This window comes from Thiocapsa sp. (genome assembly GCF_011390875.1).
Classification (GTDB): Bacteria; Pseudomonadota; Gammaproteobacteria; order Chromatiales; family Chromatiaceae; genus Thiocapsa.
Genome location: NZ_JAABRP010000109.1, coordinates 1 through 16741, shown reverse-complemented (window position 1 = coordinate 16741; position 16741 = coordinate 1). Strand labels below are relative to the sequence as shown.

Genomic DNA, 16741 nt, shown 5'->3' with positions numbered 1-16741 from the left:
AACGGAGTCACCACAGCATGGCAAAGAGCATCATCAAGACCGATCAGGCCCCGGAGGCGATCGGGACTTACTCTCAAGCGGTTCGCGTCGGCAGCACCGTCTATCTGTCCGGCCAGATCCCGCTCGTGCCCGAGACCATGGAGCTGGTCTCGGGTGACGTCGAGGCGGAGATTCGGCGTGTCTTCGAGAACCTTCGGGCCGTCGCCCATGCCGCCAACGGCAGTCTGGCGGATGTCGTGAAGCTCAACGTCTTTCTGACCGATCTGGCCCACTTCCCGTCGGTCAATCAGGTCATGGCCGGATACTTCGAGGAGCCCTATCCGGCGCGGGCGGCAATCGGTGTCGCGGCCCTGCCCAAAGGCGCACGCGTCGAGATGGACGCGATCATGGTTCTGGGCGATTAAACCTAAACCGCGTCCAGAGCGAGACGCTCACTTTCGCGTGAGTTCGACGTTTGGCGCATCCACGGCCCTCAGTGGGGACGCGGTTTAGAATTTTATATTTTTTAATATCTTAAACCGCGCTGACTCCGGCGGCCGCCAACTCTGTCGGGGCCGATCCCATCCAAAGCCATCGCATACCGCGCCGGGCGCGGTTTAACAGCGCAATCGCGAGCTAAAATCATCGGTTGGATTGCTTTACTGAAAAACTGCTTTACTATAACGGCCATCCATTTTTTGTCCTGGATTGCCCATGCGTGTTGTTTGCTCGATCGCCGTTCTGCTGTGTTTGACCCTGGTCGCGGGCTGCGGCTCCCAGTCCACGCGTCCCGGCGACATCGCGGAAGGATCCCCTTATCCGACGTCGGGCTCCGCGACGGTGACCGGCGATTTTGCCGGCTATCCGGGCGTCGACCCCTTCATCCGCCGCATGCAGCAGCAGGGCTTTGCGCCGAACCAGGTCGCAGCCGTCCTCTCCGGCGCCAAACGCGAGCAGTGGATCATCGATGCGATGGATCGCCAGGCCCCGCGCCCGAGCACGGGGCCGAACGGGGCCTGGATCCGATATCGCGCCAAGTTCCTGACCCCGGACAACATCGCCAACGGGGTGCGGTTCTGGCAGCAAAACGAGGCGGCGCTCAACCGGGCGAGCGCGCGTTACGGTGTGCCGCCCGAATATATCGTCGCCATCATCGGTGTCGAGACACGCTACGGCGGATATGTCGGCAAGACCCGCATCGTCGACGCCTTGGCGACCCTGGCCTTCGCCTACCCGCGCCGCGCCGACTACTTCTCGGGTGAGCTGGCTTCCTTCCTGGTCATGACCAAAGAGGAGGGCATCGACCCCTTCGGTCCGCGCGGCTCCTATGCCGGCGCCATGGGCCTCGGGCAGTTCATGCCGTCGAGCTTCCGCGACTATGCCGTGGACTTCGACGGCGACGGGGATCGCGATCTGTGGAATCCGACGGATGCCATCGGCAGCGTCGCCAACTATTTCAAATCGCATGGTTGGCAGCCCGGCGTGCCGGTGGCCGTGCGCGCGAACGTGCAATCCCCCGCCACCGCGCGCGCAATGAAGACGGGCTTCGGTACGCGCTACAGTTTGAGCGAGCTGGCAGGCCGCGGAATCACCCCGGCCGGCCCCCTCGGCGGCGCCTCCCGGGTGAGTTTGCTCGAGTTCGATGTCGGCACCGGCTACGCCTACTGGCTGGGGTCGCAGAATTTCTACACCATCACCCGTTACAACCACAGCACCTACTACGCGATGGCCGTGCACCAGCTCGCCCGGGCCATCGCGGAGCGCAAGGGCAGGTAGAGCGGGGTGCGGGTCTCGTCTCTGCCGGGTCTCCCCTCGGCGGGACCGGCCAAAGGCGCGTAGGATGGGTAGAGCGACAGCGAAACCCATCCTCCAAACCGCCGCGTTGCCGGGTTTCGGTCTGATGCCCTTGGCGCGGGCCGGCGTGGGTTGGCCACGCTGCGCTTTGCCCAACCGACAACCTGCCGGGGCCGATCCCATCCAAAAACATCGCATACCGCGCCGGGCGCGGTTTAACGGGCTTTACTCACCCTGAATGGTCAAGGTGATCCGGCGCCGGTGCCCGTGCGTGCGGTGCTCGTAGAGATAGAGACCTTGCCAGGTACCGAGCGCGCAGGCACCGGCGCTGATCGGCAGCGTCAGCTCGACCTGCGTGAGGATGGCCCGGATGTGGGCGGGCATGTCGTCCGGTCCCTCGTCGGTGTGCGCGAAAAGACGATCGCCGTCCGGGACCAATCGGGCCATAAAGGCGTCCAGATCGCTCCGCACCGTCGGGTCGGCGTTCTCGCACAGGATCAGGGAGGCGCTGGTGTGATGGACGAAGACATGACAGAGTCCGATCCGGACTCCGGAGGCCCGAACCTGTTGCTGGACGCTCCGAGTGATGTCGTAGGTGCCGCGGCCTTGGGTGGTGACCGAGAGTGATTCTTGATGGATCATAGGGCAGGATCAGAAGGCTTCGTGAAGGTCGACGCGTTCGCGCACCGGTCGAGGACGACGACGGATGGTCGAACGATTCCCGATCGGCGGTCCGATTGCATTGGGTGACGATGCCGCCGGATCGCGACTCGCGACCCCGAGACCGTCAGCGTGCGCCACCTGCGTGGTGCGACAGACGGGCATGGGGGGTAGCGTAGGCGATCGCACCCGAGAGGATACCCCTAAGCCGTGAACGACAGCACCTCGGGGTCGTCCGAGCAGCCATCGCTTCCGAGCCCTTCGCTCGACACCATCCCCGTGGAGCGGCTCAAACGGGTCGGTCCGCGGGTGGCCGAGCGTCTCCGCAAGCTCGATGTGTGCACGGTTCAGGATCTCCTCTTCCATCTGCCCCACCGCTATCAGGACCGCACGCGCCTGGCCACGATCGCCGAGCTGCGGCCGGGCGACGAGGCATTGGTCGAAGGCGACATCCGGGAGGTCGATCTCTCGGGCGGACGCCGCCGCTCCTTGAAGGTCTGGCTCGCGGACGGCGCGTTCGGCGGGATCATGCTGCGCTTCTTCCATTTCTCTCGCCAGCAGATCGACTCCCTCAAACCCGGGGTGCGCCTGCGCTGCTACGGCGAGGTTCGGCAGGGGCCGAGCGCCCTGGAGATGGTCCACCCCGAATATCGCATCCAGTCCGAAGAGCCGGGCGCGATCGAGGAGCGCTTGACCCCCCTCTATCCCTCGACCGAGGGACTGCAGCAATCCTCTTGGCGCGGCTTGACCGACCAGGCGTTGGCGCTCTTGGCCGGACAGGCACCACGCGAGTGCCTGCCCGAAGAGGTCCTGCTCCCCTTGGGTCTGCCGAGCCTGGTCGAGGCGCTCGCCTATCTGCACCGTCCACCGGTGGATGCCGATCCCGAGGATCTGATCGAGCGCCGTCATCCGGCCTTTCACCGCTTGGCGTTCGAGGAGCTGGTTGCGCATCAGGTCAGCCTGCGACGGTTGCGTGCCGCACAGCGTACGATTCCGGCGCCGATACTCGCGGGCGACGGCACCTTGCGCCGGCAGCTGCTCGACGCGCTGCCGTTTCGAATGACCGCGGCGCAGGAGCGTGTCGTCGCCGAGATCGCGGCCGATCTGCGGGGTGATCGCCCGATGCAGCGCCTTCTGCAGGGCGATGTGGGGGCCGGCAAGACTCTGGTCGCCGCATTGGCTGCACTCCAGGCGATCGAGTCCGGCGCACAGGTCGCCTTGATGGCGCCGACCGAGCTCCTGTCCGAGCAGCATCGACGCGGCTTCGCAGCTTGGCTCGCCCCGCTCGCGATCGAACCCGTCTGGCTCGTGGGGCGACACAAGGGCCGCGAGCGTGCCGGCTTGCTCGAGGCCATCGCGAGCGGTCGTGCCCGCATGGTCATGGGCACCCACGCGCTCTTTCAGGACGACGTGGTCTTCTCCGATCTGGGTCTCGTCATCATCGACGAGCAGCACAGATTCGGCGTGCACCAGCGCATGCGTCTGCGGGCGAAGGGCGGCGGTACCGGCGGTGCACCGCATCAGTTGATCATGACCGCCACACCCATCCCGCGCTCGCTCGCCATGACCGTTTATGCGGATCTGGATCTATCGGTCATCGACGAGCTGCCGCCCGGGCGGACCCCCATCGTCACGGTGGCGGTCCCGGACACCCGTCGCGAGGAGGTGATCGCGCGCGTGGAGCAGGCCTGTGCGCAGGGGCGACAAGCCTACTGGGTCTGCACCCTGATCGAGGAGTCCGAGGCGTTGGAGTGCCAGGCCGCCGAAGAGACTGCGCGCCAGTTGGCCGAGAGCCTGCCCGGAATCCGCATCGGCTTGGTGCACGGGCGCATCAAGGGACCCGAGCGCGAGACCGTGATGGCCGCCTTCGCCTCCGGCGATCTGGACCTCTTGGTCGCGACCACGGTGGTGGAAGTCGGCGTCGATGTCCCGAACGCCAGTCTCATGATCATCGAGAACCCCGAGCGGCTCGGTCTTGCACAGCTGCATCAACTGCGTGGACGCGTCGGGCGCGGGTCGGTCCAAAGCCATTGTGTGCTGCTCTTCCATCCGCCCCTGTCGATCGCGGCGCGCGAGCGTCTGGGCATCATCCGCGCCGCCGAAAGCGGTTTCGAGATCGCCGAGCGCGATCTGGCCATGCGCGGAGCGGGGGAGGTTCTCGGCACGCGCCAGACCGGTGCCGTGCAGTTTCGCGTCGCCGACCCCCTGCGCGATCAGCATCTGGTCGCCGCCGCCCAACAGGCCGCCGACCTGATCCTGGCACGCTATCCCGATCGCGTCGAACCCCTGATCCAACGCTGGCTCGGATCCCGCGAGCTGTTCGGGAGCGTGTGATTCTGCCGGTCTCTTCGGAGGATTCCAGAACGACCGAAACACGTAGGATGGGTAGAGCACAGCGAAACCCATCCTCCCCGGACTCCGCCGCATCGCCGGGGTCCGCAAACTCCCCGTGATGCCGGCGCGGATTGGGCAAGCTGCGCTTTGCCCGATCGACCTGTTTGAATCGTTCCTCGGCGTCAATACCGGTAAGCCGATTCAATCCGCTCCCGGGTCAAGACGCCGTAGATGTGCGTGATCCCGGGCGCGATCATCCGCTGGACGTAGAGCGCCTCGGCACCGCGGGTCTGCATCAGGTCGAGCGCCTCTTGGAGGGTCGCCTGGAGATGGATCGGCGCGAGCTCGAGCCGATTGCCCGGGATCGCGAGCAGGTCGATCTCCTGCGCGTCGGCCGTCAGGGACAGGGCGCTCGCGACGGCGATTCCGGGCATCAGGAAGGCCGGTCCGCCGTCCTTCTCGACGACGACCCATTCGGGTCCGTCCCGGACCAGCCGCTCCGCCTGCTCCCGCGTCAAGCGCTGTTCGTGTCGGGCGAAGCTCGTGTTCATCGCGCTGCCCACGCCGCTGCGCCGCAGCAGGTGCACCACCGGATTGGCGCGGTAGTCCAGTCCGTTCGCCCGCAACGTCGTCAGGAAGAGCGAATCCCTGCCGAACAACTCCTTGCTGGTCAGCGAGGCCAAGATGATCACCAGCATCCCCGGCATGATCACCCCCGGGCTGTGGGTCAACTCGACGATCGCGGTCAGCGCCGCCAGGGGCGCCTGGAGACTGGCGCCCATCATGGCACCCATCCCGAGCAACGCGAAGAAGGCGACCTGATCGGCCTCGATCCCGGTGAAGGCGACCGCAGCGACACCGACGAGATTGCCGACGATCGCACCCATGAAGAGTGCCGGGCCGATGGTGCCGCCCGGGATCCCGAGTCCCGCGCTGGCCGAGGTCGCCAGCAGCTTGAAGAGCAGCAGCAGGAGCAGAAAGCTCCAGGCCAGCGGCTCGGTCAACAGTTTGCGCAGGGTGTCGTAGCCCAGGCCCATCACCTCCGGGACCAAGGCGCCGGCGATCCCGGCAATCACCCCGGCCAAGCAGACCCGGCGGAAGAAGCTCAGGCGTTTGCCCCAGCCTGCAATCGTTTTGATCGACTGGATGTAGGCCGCCGAGAGTGCCCCGACGAGGAGCCCGAGCACGGCGACCGGGATCAGCGCGGTCAGCGACGTCACCACGACCGGTGCGACCGGGAGCACCGGGTCGCTGCCGAAGACCGCAACCGACAGGGCATTCGCACTCACCGCGGCCAGGATGATGGGCACGAAGCTCGCCGTGCTGTACTCCAATCCCAGCACCTCGAGCGCGAAGATCACGCCCGCGAGCGGCGTATTGAACGACGCCGAGATCCCGGCCGCGGTTCCGCAGGCCGCCATGTTGCGGATACTGTTGTTCGGCAGGGTCAGGAATTGCCCGATCAGACTCCCGCTCGCGGCGCCCAGATAGACATGCGGTCCCTCGCGTCCGACCGAATGACCGCTGACGATCGCGATGGCGGCGCCCAAGAACTGCAGCACGAACCCACGCAGGGTCATGTGTCCCTGGTGATATTCCATGCGTTCCATGACGCGGGCAACACCGAGCACATAAATGCCGTGCGCGAAACGCACGAAGAGCACCCCGATCAGCACCGAGCCGATCAGCGGCAGCACCAGACGCACCAGGATCGGCAGCGCCTCGTAGTTCTCTCCGTGACCGGGAAGGGTCGTCGCCTGCACACCCTCCACGGCGAGACGGAAGGCGACGATAACGAGCCCGGCCGCGACGCCGGTGAGCAGACCCAGAACAGCCGGCCAGAAGAGCGCATCCGGACGCGAAAGCCGAAGTCTCAGCGACTCCAGGGCGCGATACAGCCGATTTCCCGATGATGCGCGTTGCATCGTGCGCGGTCCCCCGTTCAGTGCGCGGCGACACACCCGTGACACGCCCCCGACCGGATCCGCGCATCGTCTCCCCGGCCTCCCATCATTTAGGCGGCCACCCAACCCAACCCAACCCAACCCAACCCACCCCAAAGAAACTCGTGACACCGCTCCGCGGTGTCACGCATGCCCCTGGCGCTCCGCGCCACGAAACGCGACGCCCGGAATTACGAACAAGGCATGCCCTCGGTATATCATTGGCGCTCCGAGATCATTCTAAGCGGGGGAGTGTTTCGATGGATCGCTCAAGCGAAAGCCAAGAGATTTGGGTCTTTTCAACCTTGGTTGCGGGGTTTGCCTTGTCGTTTTTGATCGCCGTGGTGCCTCACTTCAACGGCGCCTATCGGCTCGAGCCTTTGATGCTGGCCGCTTGGATGATCCCCTACCTCATCCTGTCGGTGATCGTGTGGTTTCTGCGCGGCCCGGTTCGGCTGCGCACCATCCTCGGCGTGGTCTGGATACAGCTGCTGACCGTTTTGATTCAGCGCGCCATCCTCGGCGACCCGGACGGCCTGTCGCTGTTTCTGATGCCGCTCGTGACCGCCGTCGGTCTGCTGCTCCTGATACCTCAGTTGTGCGGGCGCATGGAGGAGGGGCCTTTGGGTCCGATCTGCGGGCGGTTGCTGAAGCGGACCTAGCGACAGGCGCGGGCACCGATGTAGGGGCGGCTTCAGCCGCCCCGTGGTGTTTGGCCGGGCGGGAGGCGGGCGACTGAAGTCGCCCTCTACGCCTCTACGCCCCTAACCCATGCGTTGTCTCAGACCAGCCGGTAGCGGTCTTTCATGTCTCGGTAGATCAGGTTCGACACGCGCCGGATGACGTCCCCGCGGCCACGGATCCAGGCGCCGTAGTTTTCGGCGCGGCTCGGTCGCTCGATGATCCCGACCACCGTGTAGGCGTGGCTTCGACCGCGCCGATCCGGGATCTCGATCACGCCCATATCGCCGCAGAGCATCGCCGTCGAGCCGGTCTTGTTGTAAACCCGGGCCGTTTCGGGCAAGCCGGCCACGCCCTTGGACAGGCGGTCGCCGCTGGGCAAGCCCATCATGCGCAGCATCTCCTTGCTGTTGGGCATCCGGCCTTCCCAAACCGAGATCAGAAAGCGGCTGTAATCGTGCGCTGAGGCTTGGTTGCGGTAGGTCTGCCCGGTCGTCGGGATCTTCTCGACGATGCGGGTCTCTTGGAAGATGGCGGGTGCGCGTTGCTTCAGGACCAGCTCGACATCCGGCGGGCCGCGGCGGGACTGGTGCTCGCTGACCAGATCCATGATCTTGTTGGTATCCGGGTTGCTGCTGCGCTGGAGCATCCGCTCCATGGATTGGCGCACCGCGTCGGTGTAGCGAACCTGACCGCCTTTGCCCTCCATCTGGAAGAAATAGGCCTGTGCGACGAGCGGCTTGATCATGCTCGCGGCTTGTCGCGGCACGCCCTCGTTGATCGAGACGACCTTCTTGCGGGCGGTGAAATCGTACACCGACCAGGATGTCTTCTCGTTGGGCTGGAGCACGCCCTGGCGGCGCATGCTCGTCACCATCTCCACCACCTGGCGTTGCAGCGAGGCCCGCTGCGGGGCCGCCACGGCAAGCTCGGGCAGTCCTCCCGTCACGAGTCCGGCAGAGGTTGCGGCGAGCGCCGCAAGAAAGGTGCGTCGATCGGGACGGAGCAGCTCTCCATCTTCCGCGATCGGTTGCTCGTCGGCGTCGTTGCGCTGGTACATCGTCGGCTCCCCCGGTGATCTTCAGTCGGTCTGCATCCGCCTGCCGGTCCGGGCAAAAGGCATTCGGCACGTCCCCCGATCGGTCGCGACGTGTCCGGAACCCAACGCAACACGAACATGCCTCCGAGCGAGACATCCCCAAGCGAAAGGCGGTAGCAGCTCGAAGGCAAGAATAGGCGGCTCCTGCCGAGTTGGCAAGAAAACGCCGACGAAAAGAGTCGATATGTCAGAAGGATTGCGCCCGTTATTGATGAGGGTTGGAATCAATCCGCCGCCGATTCCACGGTTCCGCGATGCCGCGATGCCGGACGGGTGGCCGACATCGCGCCGGGCGCGCGGTCACACACCGCGACGCCGCGTGTGCTCGGTATCGTCCCTATTGAACGCTTCCGAACGACTTGTCCACCGCGCCCGACGGTGCCTGCAGCCCGGCAAAGCGGCAGCCTTGTGCGACCGGGCCGCCCGGGAAGATCCCGTAAAGATATTTGAGGCCGCCGCGCGCATGAAAGGCCTCTTCGAGCGCGTCGTGAAGATCCCGCACATTGGGCTTCTCGTGACGTGCGAAGTAGTCCTGCAACGCCTTGATCATGTCCCAGTGGTCGACGCTCAGCGTCAACGCGTCGGCCTGCGCCGCGGCGACCGCCTGATCGCGCGTCCAGTCGTCCGGGGCGTCCGGAAACTCGGCGTCGCGCACGACGGAACCCGGATTCATGATCTCACCCATGCTTTGTGCCACGATCGTTACCTCCTGAAAATATATAATGATAGGTCGTCGTTGCAGCGCTGCAGCCATCGGCAGCACTGTGCCCGATGCTGCGACCCGGACGGCCGAGAGGCCGAACCGATGTCGCGCTCGGTAGGCCATGAGTGTCGAACCTGAGGGAGGTTCCGTCAACCGGTTCGCCGGGGTCGAAAGCGCGGATGCCGGCGTTTCGTCGAATCCCCGCGTGCAAAGCTGGTGAGACGACCCTCGAGGGCGCTACCCTATGCACTCCCGAACACACAGCATCCAAGACGGAGATCGGCGTGAGCGAGCAGGACAAGGTCGGGTCGAGGGTCTACGTTGCCGGACATCGCGGCATGGTGGGTGCGGCCATCGTGCGCCGGTTGGCGGCCGCGGGTGTCTCGGACATCCTCGCGCGCACCCACCGGGAGCTGGATCTCACGGATACCCGGGCAGTCGATGCCTTTTTCGCCGAGACCCGCCCGTCGCGGGTCTATCTGGCGGCGGCCAAGGTCGGCGGCATCCAGGCCAACAACAGTTTCCCGGCCGAGTTCATCCATCAGAACCTGATGATCGAGGCCAACATCATCCACGCCGCCTGGCGCAACGGTGTGGAGCGCCTGCTCTTTCTCGGCAGCTCCTGCATCTATCCGCGCCTCGCCCCTCAGCCGATCACCGAAGAGGCGCTCTTGACGGGAACGCTCGAGTCCACCAACGAGCCCTATGCCGTCGCCAAGATCGCCGGGATCAAGCTCTGCGAGTCCTACAACCGCCAATACGGGACGGATTTCCGCAGTTTGATGCCGACCAACCTCTACGGTCCCGGCGACAACTTCGATCTGGAGAACAGCCACGTCATCCCGGCGCTGATGCGCAAGTTCCACGAGGCCAAGACCCAAGGTGCGCCCGCCGTAACCGTCTGGGGAACCGGCACGCCGCGTCGGGAATTCCTGCATGTCGACGACCTCGCCGACGCCTGCGTGCACCTCATGGAGCTCGCGCCCGAAACCTACCGGGCGCACACTCGGCCCATGTGCTCCCACGTCAACGCCGGTGTCGGCGAAGATGTCAGTATCCGCGAGCTCGCAGAGACCATCGGCGACGTCGTCGGCTTCAACGGCGAGATCCGCTTCGACACCGACAAACCCGACGGCACCCCGCGCAAGCTCCTCGACGTCAGTCGTCTCGCCGCACTCGGCTGGACCGCGCGTACCCGACTTCCGGATGGATTGGCGCAGACCTACGCCTGGTTCCTCGAGCACCGGGACGCGCTGAGGACATGAGACCTCGGGGGGCGTTGCGCCGGCCGGACGCGATGGCCTCCGTCGTCTTGAAACCGCGGGCCGTCACGGCGTGGGAAGAGGTCGACTGCAAGTCGACTATCCCGGGCAACGGCAACACAACAGATTGCATATCGACATCGGGGTGAGGACATGACCATCAAAAAGGCGCTGGTTACGGGCATCACGGGGCAGGACGGGGCTTACCTGGCTGAGCTGCTGCTCTCCAAGGGCTACGAAGTGCACGGCATCAAGCGGCGGACCTCGCTCTTCAATACGGACCGCATCGACCATCTGTATCAAGATCCGCAGCAGAGCGAACGGCGTTTCATCCTGCATCACGGCGACATGACCGACTCCTCCAGCCTCATCCGCATCATGCAGCAGGTCCAACCCGACGAGCTCTACAACCTCGCCGCACAGAGCCATGTCGCCGTCTCCTTCGAGGAGCCCGAGTACACCGCCGACTCCGACGGCATCGGGACCCTGCGCCTGCTCGAGGCGATCCGCATCCTCGGCCTCGAGCGCAAGACCCGTTTCTACCAGGCGTCCACCTCCGAGCTGTACGGCAAGGTCCAAGAGGTGCCCCAGAGCGAGACCACGCCCTTCTACCCGCGCTCGCCTTACGCGGTCGCCAAGCTCTACGCCTACTGGATCACCGTCAACTACCGCGAGGCCTACGGCATCTACGCCTGCAACGGCATCCTCTTCAACCACGAGAGCCCGCGGCGCGGCGAGACCTTCGTCACCCGCAAGATCACCCGCGGGCTGGCCCGCATCAAGCTCGGCCTGCAGGAGCGGATCTATCTCGGCAACCTCGACGCGCGGCGCGACTGGGGCCACGCCAAGGACTACGTCCGCATGCAATGGCTGATGCTCCAGCAAGACGCGCCCGAGGACTTCGTGATCGCCACCGGGCACCAATACTCCGTGCGCGACTTCGTCGCCGCCGCCGCCGCCGAGGTCGGTATCCGGATTCGCTGGGAGGGTGCAGGCCAGCTCGAAAAAGGCTTCGACGAGGCCACCGGCGCCTGCGTCGTCGCCGTGGATCCGCGCTACTTTCGCCCGACCGAGGTCGAGACCCTCCTCGGCGACGCCACCAAGGCCCGCGAGCGCCTCGGCTGGTCCCCCGAGATCAGCTTCGAAGCCCTCGTGGCCGAGATGATGCGCGAAGACCTCAAAGAGGCCGAAAAGGACGCCCTGTGCCGACGCGAAGGCTTCAGCGTGGCCCAACGGCACGAGTAGCCTTGCACTCCGCCCCCATCGACGTTCGTCACGGATCCGCTTAAACGCAGATGGCGCTTGACAAGGACGTTCTCAGTGGGTCGGGCATTGCGTATTCGCAATAGGAATTCACGGCTTGTGCTTTCTCCCCGATCGGGCTTAAATACCGCCCAGGCGCCCTCAAGGCCAGATCTCCGTCGCCGCGATGACGGAATCGAAACATAAGGAGTAGTAAAATGTTTAGGGATGAACTATGGGATCTTATTGAGGTAAACGGCAAGGAGATGCACATGTTCGCGCACGAAGTGGAAACCGTGTCCGGCTCCACGCCGGAGTACATCCGGTGATCACGATTCTGGATATGGTTGTCGTGTTTCTCGTCAGCAGCGTCGCCCTAGCCGCGCTCTATCCCCTAGCGCCCATGATCGGCCTGATGGATCACCCGGGCGAACAGCGCAAGGTCCACCGCCACTCGGTACCGCCGATCGGCGGGATCGCGATCTTTTCGGGTCTCGTCGCAAGCACCCTGCTGAGTCTGCCCATCACCGCATCGCACCTCTACGGCATGGCCGGTGCCGCCCTCTTGGTGCTGGTCGGCGCCTTAGACGACCGCTTTGGTCTTGGCCCGAGAGTGCGCATCTTGGCGCAAGTCATTGCAGCTCTGATTCTAACCCTCGGGTGCGGAGTCACGCTCACCTCGCTCGGCGATTTATTGGGCTTCGGACCGATCGATCTCGGGGTGCTTTCCGTACCGTTCACCGTGTTTGCCATGGTCGGGGTCATCAACGCCGTCAACATGATAGACGGCATCGACGGCTTGGCCGGCGGCCTGATTCTGATCGCGCTCGGAACAGTGCTCCTGCTCGCGCCCGAGATCGGCCCGATCCAAGTCCTGTTGCTCGCGACAATTGCGGCGATCATTCCCTATCTGATCTGCAATCTGGAGCTTTTCGGCGTGACCAAGCGCAAGGTCTTCCTCGGCGATGCGGGAAGCCTCCTGCTGGGCTACATCCTGGTCTGGGCGCTGGTCGATGCCGCAGGTCCGGCCGGGAGCATCGACCCGGTGACGGCAATCTGGCTCATCGCCATCCCGCTGATGGACACGCTGCGCGTCATGGGTCGGCGGATCCTGCAAGGGGTATCTCCCTTCAGTGCCGATGCCGGTCATCTCCACCACTTCCTGTCCCGCGTCTTCCACAGCACACGTAAAGCCATGATCCTGATGCTGGCCGCCGCGATCATATTGACGGGAATGGGCGTCTTCGGTTTCCTGAATCAGATCGGTGAAGCGGTCATGTTCTACGCGGCCTTGTCGATCTTCGTTGCCTACCTGCTGGTTGCACGTTACGTGCACAGTCTGTCCCGGGCATTGGAGCAACAGAGGCGACCGATCGTCGGCGAAGCAACCTGATCGAAGGGGTGCAAGATGAACCGCGAGACCGGCGTAGAAGCCGCGCCCCAATGGTATCTGGTGCAGTCCAAGCCGCGGCAGGCCGAGCGCGCCGAGGTGAATCTCGTCCAACAGGGCTACAGCGTCTTCCACCCGCAGTTAATGGTCGAGCGGATCCGTCGCGGGCGACGCGTGGTGGTCGAGGAATCGCTTTTCCCCAACTACCTGTTCATCCGTCTGCGCCGTTGGGTCGACAACTGGTATCCGTTGCGCTCCACCCGCGGTGTCGCACGCCTGGTCTCCTTCGGTCGCGAGCCCTTGCCCGTCCAGGATGCCATGATCGCGGAGATTCAGCGTCGTCTCGACGCGCGTCCCGCTCAGTCCGACCTCTGTCCAGGGCAAAAGGTCGAGATTATCGAAGGCCCCTTTCGCGGACTTGAAGCCATCTTCAAGGTCCACCAAGGCGAGCGCCGAGCGCAGCTCCTGATCGAGCTGCTGCATCGCCAAGTCACCCTCACGATACCCATCGCAGACATCCGCCGGTCGGCCTGACCACACTAAGTCATCTCGCGGCGACTTAAGCCGCCTCTTGTCGGCGGATCGCCCGATGCGCGAGGAGCGATACCCTCATCGGAAACGCGATCAGGATAGGCCGGCAGCCCCTACCCGCGCGGCTCATCACGCCGACGACACCGCGCCTCCTGTGGCCTTGCCCCGCCGCGCTTGAAGCGCTACCCTTTGACGGCCGTACAATGCCTGAACAAGCCCTATCAGCACCCATACCCCGTAAAGAGCAGGGGAGGGCGGTAGCGTTTCCGAATGACTGCGACGACCCCAGTCGATTCAAGCCCCCGCTCGCCGTGGCGTTCGCCAAACACCGCCCCGTAACTCGCTCCCACGCTCCGCGTGGGAGTGTGGTGTGGACGCTCCGCGTCCGACGCTTGATGAATGCGTGGGCGTCTCGATCGGAACCGGATTCCCTGCCTGAGAGGTCCGACGCGGAGCGTCGGGGCTACACTCCCACGCAGAGCGCGGAAGCGAGTTGACACCCCCCACCTGTGAAGCCACTCAAAACCTGACCGCAAGCAGCGCCAGCAGCAAACAGCCCTTATGACGATTTACGCGAGCATTAAGACCGCCCTCCAGAGCGCCCCGCGCACCTGGCTCATCACCGGAGTGGCCGGTTTCATCGGCTCCAACCTCCTGGAGACGCTCCTCAAGCTCGACCAAACCGTCGTCGGCCTCGACAACTTCGCTACCGGCCATCGGCACAACCTCGACGACGTCCAAACCCAGGTCACCCCCGCCCAATGGGATCGGCTCACCTTCATCGAAGGCGACATCCGCAACCTGGCCGATTGCCGCCAAGCCTGCGCCGGCGCCGACTACGTCCTGCACCAAGCCGCGCTCGGCTCCGTGCCGCGCTCGCTCGATGACCCGATCACGACCAACGCCACCAACATCGACGGCTTTCTCAACATGCTCGTCGCCGCCCGCGATGCCGGCGCCAAGCGTGTCGTCTACGCCGCCAGCAGCTCCACCTACGGCGACCATCCCGGCCTGCCCAAGCAGGAAGACGTCATCGGCAAGCCGCTCTCCCCCTATGCCGTCACCAAGGTCGTCAACGAGCTTTACGCCGACGTTTTCGCGCGCGCCTACGGTCTGGGCAGCATCGGCCTGCGTTACTTCAATGTCTTCGGCCCGAGGCAAGACCCCGACGGCGCCTATGCCGCCGTCATCCCCAAATGGACCGCCGCGCTCATTGCCGGCCAAGACGTCTTCATCAACGGCGACGGCGAGACCAGCCGCGACTTCTGCTACATCGACAACGCCGTGCAAGCCAATCTCCTGGCCGCCGCCGCGACCGATCCACAAGCCGCCAATCAGGTCTACAACGTCGCCGTCGGCGAGCGCACCACGCTCAACGACCTCTACACCCGGATCCACCGCCACCTGCTGCCGCGCTACCCGCACCTGCAGGGCGCACAACCCACGTATCGCGACTTCCGCCCCGGCGACGTCCGCCACAGCCTGGCCGACATCACCAAGGTCGCCACGCGCTTGGGATACGCACCCACCCATCGACTCGGGGAAGGGCTGGAGATTGCCCTTCCCTGGTACAGCCGGCACGCCTAGGCCCCGAGATTAAGCGCAACGCCCAGCTTGCCCGCCGCCGCACCGCGAACCCCGAATCCGGACCCACAGCCAGAGGCCCGACCGCACATGGACCAACACCTCGCCCATCTCACAAACCCCGACACCCCCATCGCCATCATCGGCCTGGGCTACGTCGGCCTGCCGCTCGCCGTGGAATTTGCCAAACACCGCCGCGTGATCGGCTTCGACATCAACCAAGACCGCATCGCCGAGCTCAAAGCCGGTCGCGACAGCACCCGCGAGACCACCCCCGAAGACCTCGCCGCCGCCCGACACCTCACCTGCACGAGCGACCTCGGCGCCCTGTGCCGCTGCCGCATCTTCATCGTCACCGTGCCTACACCCGTCGACGACTACAAGCGGCCCGACCTCACGCCCCTGCTCAAGGCCTCCGATACCGTCGGCAAGGTTCTCAAACCGGGCGACCTAGTCATCTACGAATCCACCGTCTACCCCGGCTGCACCGAGGAAGACTGCGTCCCCGTGCTTGCCCGCGCCTCCGGTCTGACCTACATCCACACCGACCGCCGCACCAGAGCACCCGAAACGCCCCCAAATCCCGACCGCCGAGCACCGACCCAGTCAAACCCCGTAGATCGGATGAGCGACGGCGACATTCGACGATCCGCCTCCGACGCCACGGAAAAGGCACCGACCCCACCCGACCACAACGGCTTCTACTGCGGCTACTCCCCCGAGCGCATCAACCCCGGCGACCGCGAGCACCGCCTCACCACCATCAAAAAGGTCACCAGCGGCTCCACCCCCGCCATCGCCGCCATCGTCGATGCCCTCTACAACGAGATCATCGCCGCCGGCACCCACCCGGCCAGCAGCATCCGCGTCGCCGAGGCCGCCAAGGTCATCGAGAACACCCAGCGCGATCTCAACATCGCCCTCATGAACGAGCTCGCGCTGATCTTCGACAAGCTCGGCATCGATACCTTGGAGGTCTTGGAAGCCGCCGGGAGCAAATGGAACTTCCTCCCCTTCCGCCCCGGCCTGGTCGGCGGACACTGCATCGGCGTCGACCCCTATTATCTGACCCACAAGGCCGTCGCCATCGGCTACCACCCCGAGGTCATCCTCGCCGGGCGGCGCATCAACGACCGCATGGGCGCTCATGTCGCCGAGACCGTGGTCAAGCTCATGCTCAAAAACGGCATCGGTGTCTGCAACAGCCGCATCCTGGTCCTCGGCTTCGCCTTCAAGGAAAACTGCCCCGATCTGCGCAACACCCGCGTCATCGACATCATCATGGCCCTGCGCGAATACAACATCGCCGTGGACTGCTACGATCCCTGGATCGACCCCGCCGAAGCCAAGCACGAATACGGCCTCGACTGTCTCCCCGAGGCCCCGGCGCCCGCCACCTACGACGCCGTCATCCTCGCCGTGGCTCACCGCGACTTTGTCGAGACCGGCGCGACGGGGATCCGCCAATGGGCCAAGCCCAAGGCGATCCTCTACGACGTGAAGTCCGTTCTGCCGGTCGATACGGTCGACGGGCGCCTC

14 protein-coding genes are annotated in these 16741 nt (G+C 65.0%); 10 read left to right on the top strand and 4 right to left on the bottom strand.

Annotated elements, in window-relative coordinates:
* Positions 1–17 precede the first annotated feature (17 nt).
* Both GPT33_RS10440 and mltB read left to right on the top strand, forming a co-directional pair.
* Positions 18–404, top strand: coding sequence for a RidA family protein (locus tag GPT33_RS10440; RefSeq protein ID WP_296808406.1), 387 nt, complete (start codon positions 18–20; stop codon positions 402–404).
* Between the two features lie 289 nt (positions 405–693).
* Positions 694–1755 carry a lytic murein transglycosylase B gene (gene mltB, locus GPT33_RS10435; RefSeq protein ID WP_296808404.1) on the top strand — a complete coding sequence of 354 codons (1062 nt, stop codon included), beginning with the start codon at positions 694–696 and terminating at the stop codon, positions 1753–1755.
* A 243-nt stretch (positions 1756–1998) separates the two neighbouring features.
* Here mltB and GPT33_RS10430 read toward each other — a convergent pair whose 3' ends face one another.
* Positions 1999–2415, bottom strand: a complete 417-nt coding sequence (locus GPT33_RS10430) for a secondary thiamine-phosphate synthase enzyme YjbQ (protein WP_296808401.1) — start codon at positions 2413–2415, stop codon at positions 1999–2001.
* Positions 2416–2643: 228 nt separating this feature from the next.
* Between GPT33_RS10430 and recG the strand changes: the two genes are divergently transcribed.
* Positions 2644–4767 (top strand): ATP-dependent DNA helicase RecG, encoded by a 2124-nt coding sequence (gene recG, locus GPT33_RS10425; RefSeq protein ID WP_296808398.1) that lies wholly within the window; start codon positions 2644–2646, stop codon positions 4765–4767.
* Positions 4768–4949: 182 nt separating this feature from the next.
* Here the strand turns inward: recG and GPT33_RS10420 are convergent, their stop codons facing one another.
* Positions 4950–6692 (bottom strand): chloride channel protein, encoded by a 1743-nt coding sequence (locus GPT33_RS10420; RefSeq protein WP_296808395.1) that lies wholly within the window; start codon positions 6690–6692, stop codon positions 4950–4952.
* A gap of 278 nt (positions 6693–6970) precedes the next feature.
* Here GPT33_RS10420 and GPT33_RS10415 point away from each other — a divergent pair, with 278 nt between their 5' ends.
* Positions 6971–7372 (top strand): hypothetical protein, encoded by a 402-nt coding sequence (locus GPT33_RS10415; protein WP_296808392.1) that lies wholly within the window; start codon positions 6971–6973, stop codon positions 7370–7372.
* A gap of 119 nt (positions 7373–7491) precedes the next feature.
* On the opposite strand, the gene GPT33_RS10410 is transcribed toward GPT33_RS10415, so the two are convergent.
* Both GPT33_RS10410 and GPT33_RS10405 read right to left on the bottom strand, forming a co-directional pair.
* Positions 7492–8451, bottom strand: coding sequence for a serine hydrolase (locus tag GPT33_RS10410; RefSeq protein WP_296808390.1), 960 nt, complete (start codon positions 8449–8451; stop codon positions 7492–7494).
* A gap of 376 nt (positions 8452–8827) precedes the next feature.
* On the bottom strand, positions 8828–9187 hold the full coding sequence (locus tag GPT33_RS10405) for a TusE/DsrC/DsvC family sulfur relay protein (RefSeq protein WP_296808388.1): 360 nt from the start codon (positions 9185–9187) through the stop codon (positions 8828–8830).
* Positions 9188–9477: 290 nt separating this feature from the next.
* Between GPT33_RS10405 and GPT33_RS10400 the strand changes: the two genes are divergently transcribed.
* The 6 genes from GPT33_RS10400 to GPT33_RS10375 form a co-directional block, all read left to right on the top strand.
* Positions 9478–10458 carry a GDP-L-fucose synthase gene (locus tag GPT33_RS10400; protein ID WP_296808387.1) on the top strand — a complete coding sequence of 327 codons (981 nt, stop codon included), beginning with the start codon at positions 9478–9480 and terminating at the stop codon, positions 10456–10458.
* 150 nt (positions 10459–10608) lie between these two features.
* A complete protein-coding gene (gmd, locus tag GPT33_RS10395) occupies positions 10609–11700 on the top strand; it encodes a GDP-mannose 4,6-dehydratase (protein ID WP_296808385.1) in 1092 nt (363 codons plus the stop codon).
* 322 nt (positions 11701–12022) lie between these two features.
* Complete coding sequence (locus tag GPT33_RS10390; RefSeq protein ID WP_296808383.1) at positions 12023–13090, top strand: undecaprenyl-phosphate alpha-N-acetylglucosaminyl 1-phosphate transferase; 1068 nt, start codon at positions 12023–12025, stop codon at positions 13088–13090.
* A 15-nt stretch (positions 13091–13105) separates the two neighbouring features.
* Positions 13106–13621, top strand: coding sequence for a transcription/translation regulatory transformer protein RfaH (gene rfaH, locus GPT33_RS10385; RefSeq protein WP_296808381.1), 516 nt, complete (start codon positions 13106–13108; stop codon positions 13619–13621).
* A gap of 558 nt (positions 13622–14179) precedes the next feature.
* Positions 14180–15205 (top strand): NAD-dependent epimerase/dehydratase family protein, encoded by a 1026-nt coding sequence (locus GPT33_RS10380; RefSeq protein WP_296808379.1) that lies wholly within the window; start codon positions 14180–14182, stop codon positions 15203–15205.
* Positions 15206–15292: 87 nt separating this feature from the next.
* On the top strand, positions 15293–16741 hold a 1449-nt coding region (locus GPT33_RS10375; protein WP_296808375.1), incomplete at its 3' end, for a nucleotide sugar dehydrogenase.